This window comes from Nocardia veterana NBRC 100344 (assembly GCF_000308855.1).
GTDB lineage: Bacteria > Actinomycetota > Actinomycetes > Mycobacteriales > Mycobacteriaceae > Nocardia > Nocardia veterana.
Genome location: NZ_BAGM01000076.1, coordinates 1 through 18,516 on the forward strand (window position 1 = coordinate 1; position 18,516 = coordinate 18,516).

4 protein-coding genes are annotated in these 18,516 nt (G+C 71.1%); all 4 read right to left on the reverse strand.

The window, feature by feature from the left end; all coding sequences use genetic code 11:
• Positions 1–1,491 (reverse strand): type I polyketide synthase (locus ON37_RS13225; protein WP_040719491.1); only part of this gene is annotated, 1,491 nt, incomplete at its 3' end.
• Positions 1,488–6,812: a type I polyketide synthase gene (locus ON37_RS13230; RefSeq protein ID WP_051031547.1), complete on the reverse strand. Its 5,325-nt coding sequence runs from the start codon at positions 6,810–6,812 to the stop codon at positions 1,488–1,490. The genes ON37_RS13225 and ON37_RS13230, both read right to left, overlap by 4 nt.
• A complete protein-coding gene (locus ON37_RS13235; RefSeq protein ID WP_040719492.1) occupies positions 6,809–12,169 on the reverse strand; it encodes a type I polyketide synthase in 5,361 nt (1,786 codons plus the stop codon). Before ON37_RS13235 ends, ON37_RS13230 begins: the two co-directional genes overlap by 4 nt.
• Positions 12,170–18,499: a type I polyketide synthase gene (locus tag ON37_RS34475; RefSeq protein ID WP_040719493.1), complete on the reverse strand. Its 6,330-nt coding sequence runs from the start codon at positions 18,497–18,499 to the stop codon at positions 12,170–12,172.
• Positions 18,500–18,516: the final 17 nt, after the last annotated feature.

The following is an 18,516-nucleotide window of genomic DNA, read 5'->3' on the forward strand; positions in this document are numbered from 1 at the left end:
ATTCACCACGGCCCATTCCCGGAGCCGAGAACGTTGCGCCACAACGGCTTCCGGTGATCGCCCGCAGACCACCCAGGGCACCACAGTGGGCACCGCGGCGTCCGCCGCGTGACCGTTTGCCGTCGGCGCGGGCTCGGGCCGAGAGACTACGTCCGCCGGAGCCTCTTCCACGATGACATGCGCATTGGTACCGCTGATCCCGAACGACGACACACCAGCCCGCCGCACCCGTCCGGCCTCGACCGGCCACGGCTGCTCGTCGACGAGCAATCGCACGTCACCGGCCGCCCAGTCCACATGCGGGCTGGGTGCGTCCACATGCAAGGTGCGCGGCAGGGTTTCGTGCCGGAAGGCCTCGAGGATCTTGATGATGCCGGCGACGCCCGCTGCCGCCTGGGCGTGGCCCATATTCGACTTCACCGACCCCAACCACAACGGACGATCCCGATCCCGACCCCGCCCATACACCGCCAACAACGCCTGCGCCTCGATCGGATCACCCAACACCGTCCCCGTCCCATGACCCTCCACCACATCCACATCAGCCGGCCCCAGCCCGGCGTTCGCCAACGCCGCCCGAATCACCCGCACCTGCGACGGACCATTCGGCGCCGTCAAACCATTCGACGCACCATCCGAATTCACCGCCGACCCACACACCACCCCCAACACCCGACGACCCCGAGCACGCGCAACCGACAACCGCTCCAACACAACAACCCCCGCACCCTCACCCCACCCCACACCATCAGCACCCGCACCGAACGACCTACACCGACCATCCGGCGACAAGGCCTGCTGCCGGGAGAACTCGACGAACAGCCAGGGCGTGGCCATCACCGTCACCCCGCCCGCCAACGCCAGATCGCACTCCCCGGCACGCAGTGCCTGACACGCTTGGTGAATCGCCACCAGCGACGACGAACACGCCGTATCCACCGACACCGCCGGCCCCTCCAGACCCAGCACGTAGGCCAGCCTGCCCGAGGCCAGCGATCCGGCGCCGCCGATGCCGGCGTAGTCGTGATGCATGATCCCCGTGAAAACTCCGGTGGCGGTGCCGCTCAACGATGTCGGGTCGATTCCCGCGCGTTCCAGCGCCTCCCACGCCACCTCGAGCAGGATCCGCTGCTGCGGATCGGTGATCGCCGCCTCCCGCGGCGAAATCCCGAAGAAGCCGGCGTCGAAATCGGCCGCGTCGTAGAGGAATCCGCCGAAGCGAGTGGACGACCTGCCGTTCCGTCCGGGAACGGGGTCGTGCAGGTCGGCGGGCCAGCCGCGATCGGTGGGGAATTCACCGACGACATCGCGTCCGGTCGCCAGCATCTCCCAGAAGGTGTCCGGCGAGTCGATCCCGCCGGGGTACCGGCATCCCGTGCCCACGACGGCGATCGGTTCGGTGGCGCGCATCGCGGCCAGCTCCTGCCGGAGGTGGGCGTTCTCCTTCGCCGACACCCGAAGCGCGTGCAGCAGTTCGTCGTTCGAGGTCATGCTTGCTCCCGTTCCGGACGACTGCGAGTGGCCAGCACATGCCGCACCAGTTCACTCGGATCCATCTCGTCGATCGCCGAGTCGACCGGGCCTGCGAGTGGCTCCGGCGCGGGTGCGGCGGTGTCGGTGAGGCGCAGCAACGAATCGAGCAAGCCGCTGCCGCGCAGCTCGGCTATCGGGATCGTGGCCAATCGGCGGCGAATTTCGGATTCGTCCGGCACCCGCGGAGCCTGTTCGCCGACACCGAAGCCGAGGCTGTCGAGTAGCCAGTCCGACAGTTTCGCGATGGTGGGATAGTCGAAGACCGTGGCGATGCCGACCGTCGTCCCGGTCGCGGCCCGGAGCTTGTTGCGCAGTTCGATCGCGGCCAGCGAGTCGAATCCGAGGTCACTGAACGCGGTGTCCGGATCGATATCCGCCGGTGCGGCGTGGCCCAGCACCTCGGCCACCAGGCGGCGCAGCTCGGTCAGCAGATAGTCACGCCGCTGCTCGGGCGCCACGGCGGCGAGTGTGTCCTTGTCCGCCGATGCCGCGGCCGTCGCCCGGCGGCGGCCCGTGGCCGGAGCCAGTCCGCGCAGCAGGGCGGGCAATTCGGCCGGGTCGCCGAGCATCGCGGTGCGTTCGATCCGGACGGGCACAACCGCGGCGTCGGGTCCGGTGGCGGCGATGTCGAACAACCGCAATGCGCCTTCCCGGGCCAACGGCAGTACTCCGCTGCGGCGAATGCGCCGCATTCCGGTCTCGGTGACCTCGAGGCCCATCAGCGCACCCGCCCAGGGGCCCCACGCCATCGAGGTCGCCGCGGCTCCGTGCGCCCGGCGGTGCGCGGCGAGTGCGTCGAGGAATACGTTGCCCGCGGCGTAGCCACCTTGACCGGAGGCCAGGATCAGCCCACCCGCCGAAGAGAACAGCGCGAAGAGTTCGATCTCCGTGTCCGCGGTGAGTTCGTGCAGATTCCAGGCGCCGTCGACCTTGGCGGCGAACACCCGGTCGAGCTGCTCCGCGGTCAGCGAGTCGATGACACCGGCGTCGAAGATGCCCGCGGTGTGCACGATACCGGCGAGCGGTGCGTCGGCGGGAAGGTCGTCGAGCATTCGCCGGACCGCCTCCCGATCGGCGACGTCGCAGGCCACCAGGTTCACCCTCGCGCCGAGGTCGGTCAGCTGCGCGCACAGTTCCGCCGCGCCGGGCGCCTCGACGCCGCGCCGTGACACCAGCGTCAGGCACCGGGCGCCGTGGTCGCGGACCAGATGCTCGGCCATCCAGGCTCCGAGCACTCCGGTGCCGCCGGTGATGAGAATCGTTCCGGCGGAACAGATCCGGTCGATGTCCGGTTCCGGCGCCCGCTCGGGCAGGGGCGCCAGTCGCGGTATCAGGAACCGGCCCGCGCGCACCGCGATCTCCGGCTCCGCCGTCGCGATCAGCGCGCCGATACCGGCGTCGGACTCGGAATCGGTGTCGGCCACAATGATCCGGCCGGGTTGTTCGGCCTGAGCCGACCGGACCAGTCCCCACACGGCCGCCGCCGCCAGATCGGTGACATCCTCGCCGGGTAACGCGACCGCCCCGCGGGTCAACACCAGCAGCCGGCTGTCGGCGAACCGCTCCTCCCTGGCGAATGCCTGCAGGACTGCGAGCACACGACCGGCCATCGCACGCACCCGCGCCGGTACCCCGCCCGCATCGCCACGGCAGCGCAGCACCAGGACGGGGGTCACGTCACCACCCTCGGTGACCGTCTCCCACGTCGCCCACGGGGTGCCGGCGTCGCTTCCGGGCTCGATCGGGTTCCATTCGACGCGCCACAGCGAATTGTTCTCCGGAGCAGGAATGGTCAACTGGTCGGGTGCGATCGCCCGCCCCAGCACTCGACGTGCGGTGAGGACCGGCCGGCCCGCCTCGTCCCCGACCGTGACCGAAAACCCGTCGACCCCTTCGGGTGTCAGCCGGACCCGGACGGCGGTCGCGCCGGTGGCATGTAGCGCCAGGTCCTGCCAGGCGAACGGCAACATCGTCGTCTCACCGTCGGTGGCCAGCAGAGCGGTGTGCAGGACGGCGTCCAGCAGCGCCGGATGGATCCCGAACCCCTCGGGATCGGCCACCCCGGACGGCAGGACGACCTCGGCGAACACCTCCGACCCGGCGAGCCACAGCCGACGGACGCCACGGAAGGCCGGTCCGTAACCGAATCCCCGGCCGGCCAGCCGGTCGTAGCGCTCGGCCACGTCCACGGCGGTCGCCCCGGGCGGTGGCCAAGGTCCGAAATCGGCGGCGGGACAGGGTGATTGCTCCTCGGCGAGGGTGGCTTCGGCATGCAGGGTCCACGCCGAGCGCTCGCCGGCACCGTCGGGCCGCGCGTACACCGCGATCGTGCGCTCATCGCCGGTGCCCGCGTCCGTCCCACCGACCGCGACCTGCACCGCGACCCCACCGGTCTCGGGGATGACGAGCGGGGCCTGAATCGTCATGTCCCGCACCAACGCGCCGCCCGTTTCGTCCGATGCCCGCAGCACGAGCTCGGCGAATCCGGCACCCGGGAGCACCGCGTGACCGAAGACCCGGTGATCGGCCAGCCACGGGTGCGATGCCAGCGACAACCGCCCGGTCAGCACGACCCCGCCGAACGCCGGCGTCTCCAGCACTGTGCCGGTCAGCGGATGACCGGAGGCACTCAGGCCCGCGCCCGCGGCATCGGTGCCGGTGATCCAATACCGTTGATGCCGAAACGGATACGGCGGCAGGTCGATCCGGCGAGCGCGCGTCCCCTCGAAGTACCGCGACCACCCGACGGTTCCGCCCGTCTCGTGCAATCGGCCCAGCCCGCGGATCATCGAGTCCACTTCGTGCTCGCCGCGCAGCAGCGCGACCGGTTCGACGCCGTCGCTCCCACCGGACACCATGGCAGACAATGCCGTTCCCGGCCCCACCTCGACGACATGTGTGCCCCCGCTCGCCGCGGCCGTTCCCACCGCGTCCCCGAATCGCACCGGCCGCCGCAGATTCCGTCGCCAGTAGTCGGGGGTTCCGAAATCGTCGCCGGCGAGATCGCCGGTGACCGTCGAGATGATCCGCGACGGCGCCGCGACGGTGATGTCGGCGATCTCCGCGGTGAACGAGTCCAGAATCGGATCCATTGCCGCGGAGTGGAAGGCGTGCGACACCGGCAGGCTTCGCACCGGACGGCCCCGGCGCGCGAGTTCCCCGGCGAGGGTGGTCAGGACCTCGGCCGGACCGGACAGCACCACGGCCTCGGCCCCGTTCACCGCCGCGATCTCGACCTCGCTAGGAAGCAGCGGAACCAGTTCGGCTTCGCCGGCCGCGACCGCGAGCATCCCGCCACCGGCCGGAAGCGTGCGCATCAGCCGTGCGCGCGCGGCGACGACGCGCGCGGCATCCGCGAGCGACAGCACACCGCCGGCCCAGGCCGCCGCGATCTCGCCGACCGAATGGCCGAGCAGAAGGTCCGGCCGCACCCCCCAGGAGGCCAGCAGTTCGGTCAGCGCGACCTCCAGTGCGAACAGGCCGGTCTGCGCGACCGCCGTGTCCGCCACGCCCTGCGCGTCGTCGCCCCACAGCACCGGCAACACCGGAACCGGCAGATGCGCCGACACCGCGCTCAGAGCCTCGTCGAATGCTCGCCGGAAGACGCCGAATGCGGAATACAATTCACGCCCCATGCCGAGGCGCTGCGAGCCCTGCCCCGGGAACACGAACACCGTCCGCCCGGCAACCGCCCGCCGCACCGTCATCTCCGGCAGCGCCGCCAGCAACTCGTCCCGATCGGCGCCGACAACCACGGCGCGGTAGTCGAGGGCGGCCCGATCGGCAAGCGACACAGCGATATCCGCGGCATCCAGATCAGGATTCGACCGGACCAGCGCGCGCATGCGGTCGGCCTGGGCGTGCACCGCATCGACGGTCCGACCGGCGAACACCCACGGTATGAGCGGCGGAGCCGGCTCTGCCCCGCCGGTTTCCGCCGGGACGGGCGGCTCCTCGACGATCACGTGCGCGTTGGTGCCGCTGATTCCGAACGATGAAACCCCCGCACGCCGCGGCCGTGTCCCGCGCACCCACGGCTGCGCTTCGGTGAGCAGCCGGACCGTGCCCGCCGACCAGTCCACATGTCGGCTCGGGGCATCGACGTGCAGGGTGGGCGGCAGCACGCCGTGTCGCATCGCCATGGCCATCTTCAGCACGCCGGCGATTCCCGCGGCCGCCTGGGTGTGCCCGATATTCGATTTCACCGAGCCCAGCCACAGCGGTGCCGTGCGGTCGCGGCCGTAGACCGTTACCAGCGCGCGCGCCTCGATCGGATCGCCCAGCGTGGTGCCGGTGCCGTGGCCCTCCACCGCGTCGATATCGGCGGCGGTCAGGCCCGCATTCGCCAGCGCGGCCCGGATCACCCGTTCCTGCGACGGCCCGTTCGGTGCGGTCAACCCGTTGCTGGCGCCGTCCTGATTCACCGCCGAGCCACGGATCACGGCCAGAATCCGCCGACCGTTGCGCAGCGCGTCGGACAGGCGTTCCGCGACGACGACCGCGACACCTTCGGCCCAGCCCACCCCGTCGGCGGCGGCCGCGAACGATTTGCACCGGCCGTCGGCGGACAGCCCCCGCTGCCGCGACATCTCGACGAACACCGCGGGCGTGGCCATCACGGTCACCCCACCCACCAGTGCCAGACCGCATTCCCGCGCTCGCAGCGCCGCGGCCGCCTGATGCAATGCGACCAGCGACGAGGAGCAGGCGGTGTCGATGGTGAGCGCCGGACCGGTGAGGCCGAGCGCGTACGCCACCCGGCCGGAGACCACCGACCCGAGCTGGTTGCGGTGCCCGTAGTCGTGGTACATCACGCCCGCGTAGACACCGGTGTCGCTGCCGCGCAGTGACACCGGGTCGATCCGCGCATCCTCGAGCGCTTCCCAGGAGGTCTCCAGGAGTTGCCGCTGCTGCGGATCGATCGCGGCCGCCTCACGGGGGCTGACACCGAAGAATCCGGCGTCGAAATCGCCTGCGTCATAGAGGAATCCGCCCTCGCACACGGTCGATCGACCGACGGCATCCGGATCGGGGTCGTACAGATCCGCGGGCCAGCCGCGGTCCTGTGGGAAGCCACCGATGCCGTCGCGACCCGCGGACACCAGATCCCACAACTCCTCGCGCGAGCGCACCCCGCCCGGGAGCCGGCATGCGCCGCCGACCAGCGCGATGGGTTCGGTGGCCGCGGCGACCAGCCGCGCGTTGTGCTCACGCAGCGCGTCCAGTTCCAGCGCCGCGCGCCGCAGCGCCTCGGTCATCCGGTCCTCTGATCGGGTCATGACGCACCCTCACTGTCCGATTCGCCGAGCAGCAGCCGAACCAAGCTGTCGGAGTCCATATCCCGGATCCGGTCGGCTCGGTCGTCGCGCCCGGGGTGGCTCGGGTCCGCGCCCGCGGCGAGATCGAGCAACGGGTCGAGCAGTCCGGCGCTACGCAGTCGCTGCACCGGAATCGAGGCGATGGTCGCCCGAATGCGTTCGTCTTCGGACAGATCCGATGCGTCCGTGCCGTCCGGGAATCGGCCCGTCAGATACTCACCGATCGCCTGCGGGGTCGGGTAGTCGAAGATGACGGTCGCGGGCAGATCCACGCCACTCGCCGCCCGGATCCGGTTGCGGAATTCGATCGCACCGAGCGAATCGAAGCCCAGCTCCTGGAACGAGCGGTCCGGCGGTATCGCCTGCGGACCGGTATGGCCCAGGACGACCGCGGCCGATCCCCGAATCAGGTCCATGATCCGCACGCGCCGCTGGTCCGGCGGCAGCCCCGCGAGATCGATGGCGCGGACCGGTGCTCCCGTACCGCTCGCCCGACGACGGGCCGGGACGAGGGCGGAGAGGATCGGCGGCACCGGACGGTCCGATTCGGCGGCGGCGAGATTCACCCGGATCGGAACCACCAGGTCGTTCCCCGACCGCACGGCGGCATCGAAGGCGGCCAGCGCCGCGGCCGGTTCGAGTTCGCCGATTCCACCGCGTGCGGTGCGCCGCCGGGCCGTCTCGTCGACCCGACCGGCCATCCCGCCCGGACCCGCCCACGGTCCCCAGGCCAGCGACAGCGCCGGCAGGCCTCGCGCCCGGCGGTACGAGGCGAGTGCGTCCAGGTAGCTGTTCGCGGCGGCGTAGTTGCCCTGCCCGGGGGCGCCGAGTACACCGGCGGCCGACGAGAACAGCACGAACAGCGACAGCTCGAAGGCGCGAGTGGCGCGGTGCAGATTCCAGGCACCGGCCACCTTGGGGGCCAGCACCGCGCCGAGACGTTCGGGAGTCAGTGTGGTCACGATCCCGTCGTCCAACACACCGGCGGCGTGGACGACACCGGCCAGCCGGCCGTCGGCGGCGACGGTTGTGATCAAGCGCTCCACGGCGGCCGGATCGCTGACATCACAGCTCTCGATCCGGACTCGCGCGCCGGCCGCGGCCAGGTCGGTCGCGAGTTCCGTTGCGCCGGAAGCACCGTCACCGCGTCGGCTCGTCAGCACCAGATCGCGCACACCGTGCACAGCGACCAGATGCCGGGCGACGGCAGCGCCGAGCACACCGGTCCCACCGGTGATCAGTACCGCACCGTCGAGTGCCGCAGGCTCGGTCCCGGCACGGCGCCGGTCGGCGAGCGGGGATGCACCGCCCGCGCCGATCGAGGGTGCCGGAATCAGGCGCGGCACCCGAAACTCGTTGTCGCGCAGCAGCACTTGTGGCTCTCCCGCGCCCACCAGGGCGGCGATCACACCATCGTCGACCGCGACATCGATGTCCGCGAGGACGAACCGGCCCGGTTCCTCGTTCTGCGCCGACCGAACCAGACCCCAGATCGCGGCAGCGACCGGATCGGTGACCACGTGATCGGGCCCAACGACCGCGCCGCGGGTGACGACGACGAAGCGGGTGCGCGCATAGCGCGGGTCACCGATCGCCGCCTGCAGCATCCGCAGCACACCCGTCGTGGCTTCGCGCACCGCAGCGGCCTGATCCGCTTCCTCAGCAGCACAGCGGAATTCGTACACAACGACTTCCGGAGCGGCCGGATCGGGTGTGTCCGGGGACCATCCGGCCCAGCTCATCGGCGTCGGATCGATCCGGCCCGTCGGCTGCCACTCGACGGTGTGCAGGATTCGTTCGATCGCCGGCTCGGCCGCGGCGGCCGCCGCGGGGCGGAGCAGTAGCGAACGGGCCGACAGAACCGGCAGACCGCCCTCGTCGAAAATATCGACAGCGGCCCGTTCGCGGCCCCTGATCCGCGCACGCACTGTGGTGTGGCCGGTCGATCGAGCCGCGATGCCTTCCCAGACGAACGGCACCAGCGGGGTGGCGCCCGCGTCCGGGCCATCGGCCGCCAGTGCATGCAGCACCGTGTCGAACAGTCCGGGATGGAGCACGAACCGGTCGGCGGCGGAGGTGTTCCCGGTCAGCCGGGCCTCGGCGAACAGGTCGTCGCCGCGGGTGAAGACCCGGTGCAGGCCGCGGAAGGCTGGACCGTATTCGTAGCCGGCGGCGGCGAGCCGCTCGTGCAGGTCGTCCACGGCGATCTCCACCGCGCCCGCCGGTGGCCATGCGGGCAACTCGGGTGCTGTGGGTTCGGCGGCGTCCTCGGCGAGCAGCCCTTCGGCGTGACGGGTCCACGGACCGTTGTGGTCCCGGGCGGCATAGATTTCGAATTGTCTCGTCCGGGTGCCGTCCTCGCCGCGCACGACGACCTGTACCGCTACCTCGCCGTGGTCGGGGATCACGAGTGGTTCGCGCAGAATCAGTTCACGGACCGAATCGCATCCGGCCTCGGCCGCGGCCGCCGCGGCCAGCTCCGCGAATCCGGTTGCCGGAAAGAGCAGGTGTCCGGCGATGCGGTGATCGGCCAGCCAGGGCTGATCGGCCACCGACAGCCGCCCGGTGCAGCGCAATCCACCGGTGTCGGGCTCGACCACCAGCGCGGTCAGCACCGGATGCGGCAGGGACGCGAGCCCGGCATCGGCGCGTGCGCTGTGGGAGGGCTGAAGCCAGAAGTGTTGCCGCTGAAACGCATACGTCGGCAGGTCCACGCGACGGCCACCGGAACGGGCCAGTACCCGCCGCCAGTCGACCGTCCCGTTCGCGGTCCACAGCCTGCCCAGTCCGGTCAGCAGGGATCGGGCCTCCGGATCCCGTTGCCGCAGTAGCGGTATGACCGCAACCGCCGACTCCGATGTCCGGCCGGCGATGTCCGCGATCACCGCCGACGTCGACGCGCCGGGACCGACCTCGACGAAGCGTGCCGCACCGGCGCTCAGCGCCGTCTCGACGGCATCGGCGAAGCGGACCGTCTCGCGGACCTGGCGCACCCAGTACCCCGGATCGGTGAACAGCTCCGACTCGACGCGCCCAGTCACCGTCGACACCATCGTCGGACCGGGTGCGTGCCAGTCCAGCTCCGCGCATACCGCGGCGAACTCGCCGAGTATCGGGTCCATCAGAGCGGAGTGGAAGGCATGTGACACCCGCAGGCGGCGGCAGCGGCGGCCGTCCCACCGGCGTTCGAGCTCGGCGATATCGGCCTGCGGACCGGAGACCACCACCGACTCCGGGCCGTTCACCGCCGCGACCGACACCGCCGCGGGAAGGTCTCCGATCGCGTCGGCACCGAGATCCACCGCGAGCATCGCCCCACCGGGCGGGAGTGCGGCCATCAATCGTCCCCGGGCACGAACCAGCCGGACCGCGTCGGGCAGCGACAGCACCCCCGCGACGTGCGCGGCGGCTATCTCCCCGACCGAGTGACCCAGCACCAGATCCGGTGTCACACCCCAGGATTCGAGCAGCCGGAACAGCGCGACCTCGATCGCGAACACCGACAGCTGCGTGTTGTCCGTCGCGTCCGGATCGGTGCCGGGATCGAAAAGCCACGCCGGATCGCAGATCTCACGCAGGGTATCGGCGAAAACCGGAAAGGTCTCGTACAGCTCGCGCCCCATGGCGGGGTATTGCGCGCCCTGTCCCGGGAAGACGAACACCGTTTCCCCGGAGGGCCCGCGCCCGCCCGCGAGTCCGTCCAGCCGGCCCAGCAGTTCGTGGCGGTCCTCCCCGACGACGACCGCGCGGTATTCGAGCGCCGCCCGCCCGGCCAGGGAGACAGCGATATCCGCGGCGGTAGGTTCCGGGTGGGCCGCCAGCCACTTCCACAGCCGATCCAGCTGCCCGGCCGCGGCGCCGGGCGACCGTCCGGAAATCACCCACGCAACCACGGGCAGCGCCGGGCCATCCGGCGCCGCAACGGAGCCCGGATCACCTCCGTCCGCCCCGTCGGGCGCCTCCTCCAGAATGATGTGCGCATTGGTGCCACTGAGGCCGAACGACGACACCCCGGCGCGCCGCGGCCGGCCCGCCGACGACGGCCACTGCCGCGCTTCGGTCAGCAGTTTCACCGCACCCGAATCCCAATCCACGTGGGGCGTAGGGTTTTCGGCGTGCAACGTGCGCGGCAGCACACCGTGGCGCATCGCCTCGACGACCTTGATCACACCCGCCACACCGGACGCCGCCATGGTGTGGCCCACATTCGACTTGACCGAACCCAGCCACAGCGGCCGATCCCGATCCGGGCCGTAGGCCGACAGCAATGCCTGCACCTCGATGGGATCGCCCAGCGTGGTACCGGTTCCGTGCCCCTCCACCGCATCCACGTCCCCCGGCGACAATCCCGCATTCGCCAGCGCCGCCCGAATCACCCGCACCTGCGAGCGACCGTTCGGCGCCGTCATCCCGTTCGAGGCACCATCGGAATTCACCGCCGACCCCCGGACCACCCCCAGCACCCGGCGCCCCGCCGCCCGCGCATCCGACAGGCGCTCCAGCACCAGCATGCCCGCCCCCTCGGCCCAGCCCACGCCGTCGGCCGCGGCGCCGAACGACCGGCATCGGCCGTCGGGAGACAACCCACGCTGCCGCGCGAACTCGGTGAACATGATCGTCACGTTGTGCACGGTGATACCGCCGACGAGCGCAAGTGCGCATTCGCCGGAACGCAACGCCTGGCACGCTTGATGCACCGCCACCAGCGACGACGAACACGCGGTATCCACCGACACCGCGGGGCCCTCCAAACCCAGCGCGTACGCCACCCGCCCCGCCACCACGCTGGCCAGGGTCCCGGACAGGCGATACCCCTCGAACTCGTGATCGTTCTGCACGCCGTACACGCAGCCGCCGACTCCGGCGAACACTCCGGTAGCGGTGCCCCGCAACGACATCGGGTCGATCCAGGCGTCCTCGAGCGCCTCCCATGCCACCTCGAGCAGAATCCGCTGCTGCGGATCCATGGCCATCGCCTCGCGCGGCCCGATCCCGAAGAATCCGGCATCGAATTCGGCAGCGTCGTACAGGAACCCGGCCGACCGCGCGTAGGTCTTGCGCGGAGCCTCGGGATCCGGATCGAACAGGTCGGTATCCCAGCCGCGGTCGGTCGGGAATTCGCCCACCACGTCCCGCCCCGAGGTCACCAGATCCCACAGCTCGTGCCGCGACGCCACCCCACCCGGAAACCGGCAGCCCACGCCGACGATCGCGATCGGACCGTGCAGCTCGTCGTAGCGCTCGAGCCGCCGCCGCGCGGTCTGCAGTTCGAGGGTCAGCCGCTTCAGGTAGTCCAGCGTCTTGGCTTCGCGATCCATCTACTTCAGCTCCTCGTCGATGAGCTCGAACATCTCGTCGATGTCGGCTCGTTCGATCGATTCCGCCGAGACCCGCGCGCCGTCGGCGGCCCCGCCGCCCTCCAGGTCCTGCAATACCCGCAGCAGCCGGGCCGAGGTGGCCTTGCGGAACTCGGTGTCGGCCGATCGCTCCCGGACCGCCGCCAACGTCCGGTCCAGCAGCGCAAGCACATCGGCGGCGTCGTCGGCGTCACTGTGGCCGAGATGTTCGAGCAGATGATCGGCGATGGCGGCCGGCGTCGGATGATCGAAGATGGTCGCGGCCGCGATCGGCAAGCCGGTCACGGACTTGAGCCGGTTGCGCAATTCCATCGAGGTCAGCGAATCCAGCCCCTGGTCTCGGAAATTCACCTCCGGCTCGACCTGCTCGGGCCGATGATGACCGAGCACGGCCGCGATCTGCGATCGCACCAGTTCCAGCACGCGCTTGCGCTGCTGATCCGCGGTCATTCCGGACAGGTCCAGCGTCACCTGGGCCGTCGGCGCGGCCGTGGCCTCGGGGCGGCTGCCGGCCAGCTCACGCACCATCGGAGGCAGGTCGGTCACCGCGGCCGCCTCCCGCAACGCCGCCGGATCGAACTGCGCGGCGAGCACGGTGGGGCCGGGCTGGGCGAGCGCCGCGTCGAACAGCGCGATACCGGTCTCGGTGGCCAGCGGGCGCATCCCGCTGCGCGCGATCCGGGCGGCGTCGGCGGAAGCCAGACCACCGGCCATACCCGATTCGGCCGCCCACAGACCCCACTCGATCGACACCGCCGGCAGCCCCGACGCTCGGCGATACTCGGCCAGTGCATCCAGGAACGCGTTGGCGGCCGCGTAATTGGCCTGGCCCGGCGCGCCGAAAACGCCTGCGGCGGAGGAGAAAAGGACGAACCAGGCCAGATCCTGGCCGCGGGTCGCTTCATGCAGATGCCAGGCGCCGGCCGCCTTCGGCGCCAGCACGGTCCGCAGCCGCTGCGGGGTCTGCGCCGCCAGTGCCGCGTCGTCCAGCACACCGGCCGCGTGCAGGACGCCGGTCAACGGATGCTCCCGGTCGATCTCGGCCAGCACCCGGTCGCAGTCCGCGCGGTCGCCGATATCGGCGGCCACGATCCGTACCTGCGCGCCCAGCTCGGTCAATTCCTCGCGCAGGGCGCCCGCGCCCGGGGCATCGGGACCGCGCCGGCTCACCAGCAGCAGTCGCCGCACTCCGTAGGCGGTGATCACGTGCCGGGCCAGCACCGCACCCAGTCCACCGGTCCCACCGGTGATCAGCACCGTGCCGTCCGGGTCCGGGCGGGCCGGAACCGTCAGCACGACCTTGCCGGTATGCCGCGCCTGACCGACGAATCGGAAGGCCTCGCGGACCTGCCGCACATCGCGGATGGTCACCGGCAGGGGCGGGAGGTCCCCGGACTCGAACAGCTCACCCACCGCGTCCCACATCTCGGCGATGCGGTCCGGGGACACGTCGTTCAGATCGATCGCCCGATACCGCACCCCCGGATAGCCGGCGGCCACCTCCTCCGGCACCCGGATATCCGTCTTGCCCATTTCCACGAACCAACCGCCGGCCGGCAACAGCCGCAGCCCGGCGTCGACGAAATCGCCCGCCAGCGAATCGAGTACGACGTCCATACCGGCACCGCCGGTCGCGGTCCGGAACTGCTCCTCGAAGTCGAGAGCGCGGGAATCGGCGATGCGCGCGGGATCCACCCCCGCGGCGCGGACCGCCGCCCATTTCGCGCGGCTCGCGGTCGCGTACACCTCGGCGCCCAGATACCGGGCCAGCGCCACCGCGGCCATGCCCACACCGCCGGCCGCCGCGTGGACCAGCAACCGCTGACCGGGTTGCAGCCGCACGGTGTCGACCAGGGCGAGCCAGGCGGTCAGGTACACCGTGGGGGCGGCGGCGGCCTGCGCGAACGACCAGCCCGCTGGGATCCGGGTCACCCGACGGCGATCGGTCCAGACATCCGATCCGCCTTTCGGGGCCATTCCCATCACCGCGTCACCCACGGCCAGATCGGTCACCCCTGGACCGACCTCGAGAACGACACCCGCGATATCGGTGACCAGCCGCGGATCGTCCAGGGTGACCACGCCCAACGCCATCATCACGTCCCGGAAGTTCACGCTCATCGCCCGCACCCCGATGCGCACCAGACCGGGCGGCAGGTCCGGCACGGAGACCGTGTACGGGACCGCGCCGATACCGTCGAGAATTCCGGGCTCGACGATCTTCAGCACCCAGGCGCCGTCGGGGAGGGTCGGTCCGTCGTCGACGGCGGTCACCCGAGGCACCCGGATCTCACCGTCGCCGACGACGATCTCCGGTTCACCGAGGGTCGACAGCTCCGCCGGATTCAGCTCGTGCACATCGCCGTCCACCAGCACGATGCGGCCGGGTTCCTCGCTCTGCGCCGAACGCACCAGACCGCGCACCGCGGCGCCCACCAGCCCCCGGGTCACCAGCAGCAGCCGCGAATGCGCGAACCGCGTATCACCGCAGAACGCCTGCACCAGGCGCAGCACCTCCGCCGTAACGGTCTCCAGCGTGTCGGGCAGACCTGAATCATGGCCCTGGCCACCGTAATTCACCACCACGAGGGCGGGTACCGTCGCTGCCGGATCGTCGAGCAACGCCGCCGCGGCCGCGGGATCCAGCACCCGAGGCGGCTCGGCGCCGACGGTCTCGGGACGCACCTCCGGTACCGGAACCCACCGCACCTGCCGCAGCAGCGACGATTCCGGTACGGTCGCCCGGCCGAGCTGTTCCGCGGTGATCGGACGCGTGACCAGCCGCCGCACCGAAACCACGGGATTCCCGGCCACATCGAAGGCGACCACGCCGGCGCTGCCTTCCCCCTCCGGACGGATCCGTACCCGCAACTGCCGTGCGCCGCCGGCCAGCAGCGCGGTGCCCTCCCAGAGGAACGGCAGCGCGAGTTCGGTGCCCCCGGCCAGCAGACCGGCATGGACCACCGCATCCAGGAGCGCGGGATGGATACCGAAGCCGGTGGCGCCCAACGATTCCGGCAACTCGACCTCGGCCAGCACCTCCTCGCCCAGGCGCCAGGCCCGCCGCACACCACGAAACGCGGGGCCGTAACCGTAGCCGCGTTCCGCCAGCCGCGCGTATTGCGCATCGACGTCCACCGTGACCGCGCCGACGGGAGGCCAGGGAGCGGATTGCGCAGCCAGCGCCGGGCGCTGCGCGGCCACCACCGCCTCGGCGTGCAATACCCATTCGGCATCGGGGTCGTCGCCCCGCGAGTACACCGACACCGTCCGCTCGCCGCCGGTGTCGCGACCGGCCACCACCTGTACCGCGACCCCCTGGGTCTCGGACAGGGCCAGCGGCGCGCGCAAGGTCAGTTCCCGCAGCACCGGGCATCCGGTCTCCGATCCGGCGTGCAGCACCAGTTCCACGAAACCGGTGGCGGGGAACAGGATCCGATCGAGGATGCGGTGATCGGCCAGCCATGCCTGGTTCCGCAGGGTCAGCCGGCCCGGGAACACGGTGTCCCCGCCGGGGACCGCCAGCACCGCGCGAAGGACGGGATGGCGCATCGGACGCAGGCCCATGCTCGCGACATCGCCGACGGTCCGTCCCGCGGTGAGCCAGTACCGCTGTCGCGTGAACGGGTAGGTCGGCAGATCCACCCGGCGGGCCCCGGTGCCGGCGAAACAGGCCGGCCACCGCACCTCCCCACCGGCGCACCACAGCCGGCCGAGCCCGGTCAGCAGCGACCGCGCCTCCGGTTCCCCGCGCCGCAGCAGCGGCACCGCCACCACGCTCTCCGATTCGACCGTCTGCGCGATCATCGCCGACGCCGAGGCGCCCGGACCCATCTCGACGAACCGGCTGCCGCCGGCGGCTACCGCCGCGCCGATACCGTCGGCGAAGCGAACGGCATCGCGCAGATGCCGCACCCAGTACGCAGCGGTGCCGAAGGATGCGTCGGCGACACGACCGGTAACGTTGGACAGCAACGGAATCCGAGCCGGCTTCGGTTCGATTCCGGTGATTCCGGCAGCGAACTCGTCGAGGATCGGTTCCATCGCCGCGGAATGGAACGCATGGGAAACTCGCAGCCGCCGCGGCTGCCGATCACCCCACCGCCGTTCCAGCGCCGCGATCGCGGCCTGAGGCCCGGACACCACCACCGATCCGGGCGCGTTCACCGCCGCGACCGAGACGCCCTCGGGTAGCTCGCCCAGTTCCGCCTCGCTCACCCCGATCGAGGCCATTGCTCCGCCGGTGGGCAGTTCGGCCATCAACCGGGCCCGCACCCCCACCACCCGACCGGCATCCGCGAGCGACAGCACGCCCGCCACGTGCGCCGCGGTGATCTCCCCGATCGAATGCCCGAGCACCTGGCTGGGCCGCACACCCCAGGACTCCAGCAGCCGCGTCAATCCGATTCCGACGGCGAACAATCCGCACTGGGCGATCTCCGTTGCGGCCACCGCCTGCTCGTCGCCGGCCCACAGCCGCTCCCGAATCGCGACTCCGGGAACGTGCGGTTGCACCGCAGTCAGGGCGTCGTCGAATCCGGCGGCGAACGCCTCGAACGAGTCGTAGAGCTCGCGCCCCATCCCGGGACACTGGGCGCCCTGTCCGGGAAAGACGAAGACCGTCTCCCCCGCCGGCCCCCGGGTTCCCGTGACGAGGGCCAGTTGCGCCAGCAGGTCCTGGCGGTCGTCACCGACCACGACGGCGCGGTATTCCAGGGCGGCGCGTCCCGCCAGCGTCATCCCGATATCCACCGCATCCGCGTCGGGATGCTCGGCCGCCCATTTCCGCACCCGCGTGGCCTGGGCGGCCACCGCCGCCTCCGACCGTCCCGAGATCAGCCACGGCAGCGCGGGCAACGCCCGGACCGGAGCGAGCGCCGCCTCGGGTTCCGGGTCCGGCGGCGGCCCCTCCAGAATCACGTGCGCATTCGTGCCGGAAATGCCGAACGACGAGATTCCCGCGCGCCGCGGTCGGCCGTCCACCGCCGCCCAGGGGCGGGCGGCGGTCAGCAACCGCACCTGCCCGGCGTCCCAATCGACGTGGGAGGTGGGCGAATCCACGTGCAGGGTGCGCGGCATGGTGCCGTGCCGCATGGCTTCGATCACCTTGATGATGCCCGCCACACCGGCCGCGGACTGCGAATGTCCCAGATTCGATTTGACCGAGCCCAGCCACAGCGGCCGGTCCGGCTCGCGGCCCTGCCCGTAGGTCGCCAACAGTGCCCGGGCCTCGATCGGATCGCCCAGCGGCGTACCGGTGCCGTGCGCTTCGACCATGTCCACGTCGGCCACACCGAGGCCCGCGTTGGCGAGCGCCGCGCGGATCACCTGCTCCTGCGCCGGACCGTTGGGGGCGGTCAGCCCGTTGGACGCGCCGTCCTGATTCACCGCCGAGCCGCGGAGCACCCCCAGGATCCGGCGCCCGGCCCGCCGCGCGTCCGACAGACGTTCCAGCACAACGATTCCCGCGCCTTCGCCCCATGCCACGCCGTCGGCGGCCTCGGCGAACGCCTTACACCGCCCATCGGGGGCCAGGGCGCCCTGCCGGCTGAACTCCACGAACATGTGCTCCGGCGTGGCCATCACGCACACACCGCCCGCCAGTGCCATTCCGCAGTCACCGGTGCGCAGCGCCTGGCATGCCTGATGAACAGTCACCAGTGACGACGAGCACGCGGTGTCCACGGTCAACGCGGGCCCGCGCAGACCCAGCGTGTAGGCCACCCGGCCGGAGACGACGCTGATGGTGCTCCCTACCGTGAGATAGCCCTCAACCTCGTCGCGGCGTTCACTGCGCAGACCCGCGAAGCCGTAGTCCTGATGCATGACCCCGGCGAACACTCCGGTATCGCTGCCCCGCAACGACATCGGATCGATCCCGGCGTCCTCCAGTGCCTCCCACGCCACTTCGAGCAGAATGCGCTGTTGCGGATCCATGGCGAGGGCTTCGCGCGGGCCGATGCCGAAGAACGCCGGGTCGAACCGGTCGGCGTCGGCGAGGAACCCGCCCCATTTGGTGTAGGACTTCCCCGATGCTTCCGGATCCGGGTCGTACAGGTTCTCGTCCCAGCCTCGGTCGACCGGAAACTCGGTGATCGCGTCCCGTCCCTCGGCGACCAGATCCCACAGCTCCTGCCGGGAGCGCACGTTCCCCGGGAATCGGCAGCCGACCCCGACGATCGCCACCGGTTCGCTTGCGGCATCGAGCAATTCTTGTTCGCGCCGACGTGATTTCCGCAGTTCGGCGGTCACGAACCGGAGGTTCTCGACGAGCTGTTCGTTGCTGACCATTACCGTGCACTCCTGTT

What these genes read in the sequence shown, in the direction of transcription:
- ON37_RS13230 (WP_051031547.1), bottom strand. Translation starts at nt 6,812, where the DNA reads ATGACCCGATCAGAGGACCGGATGACCGAGGCGCTGCGGCGCGCGGCG.
- ON37_RS13235 (WP_040719492.1), bottom strand. Translation starts at nt 12,169, where the DNA reads ATGGATCGCGAAGCCAAGACGCTGGACTACCTGAAGCGGCTGACCCTC.
- ON37_RS34475 (WP_040719493.1), bottom strand. Translation starts at nt 18,499, where the DNA reads ATGGTCAGCAACGAACAGCTCGTCGAGAACCTCCGGTTCGTGACCGCC.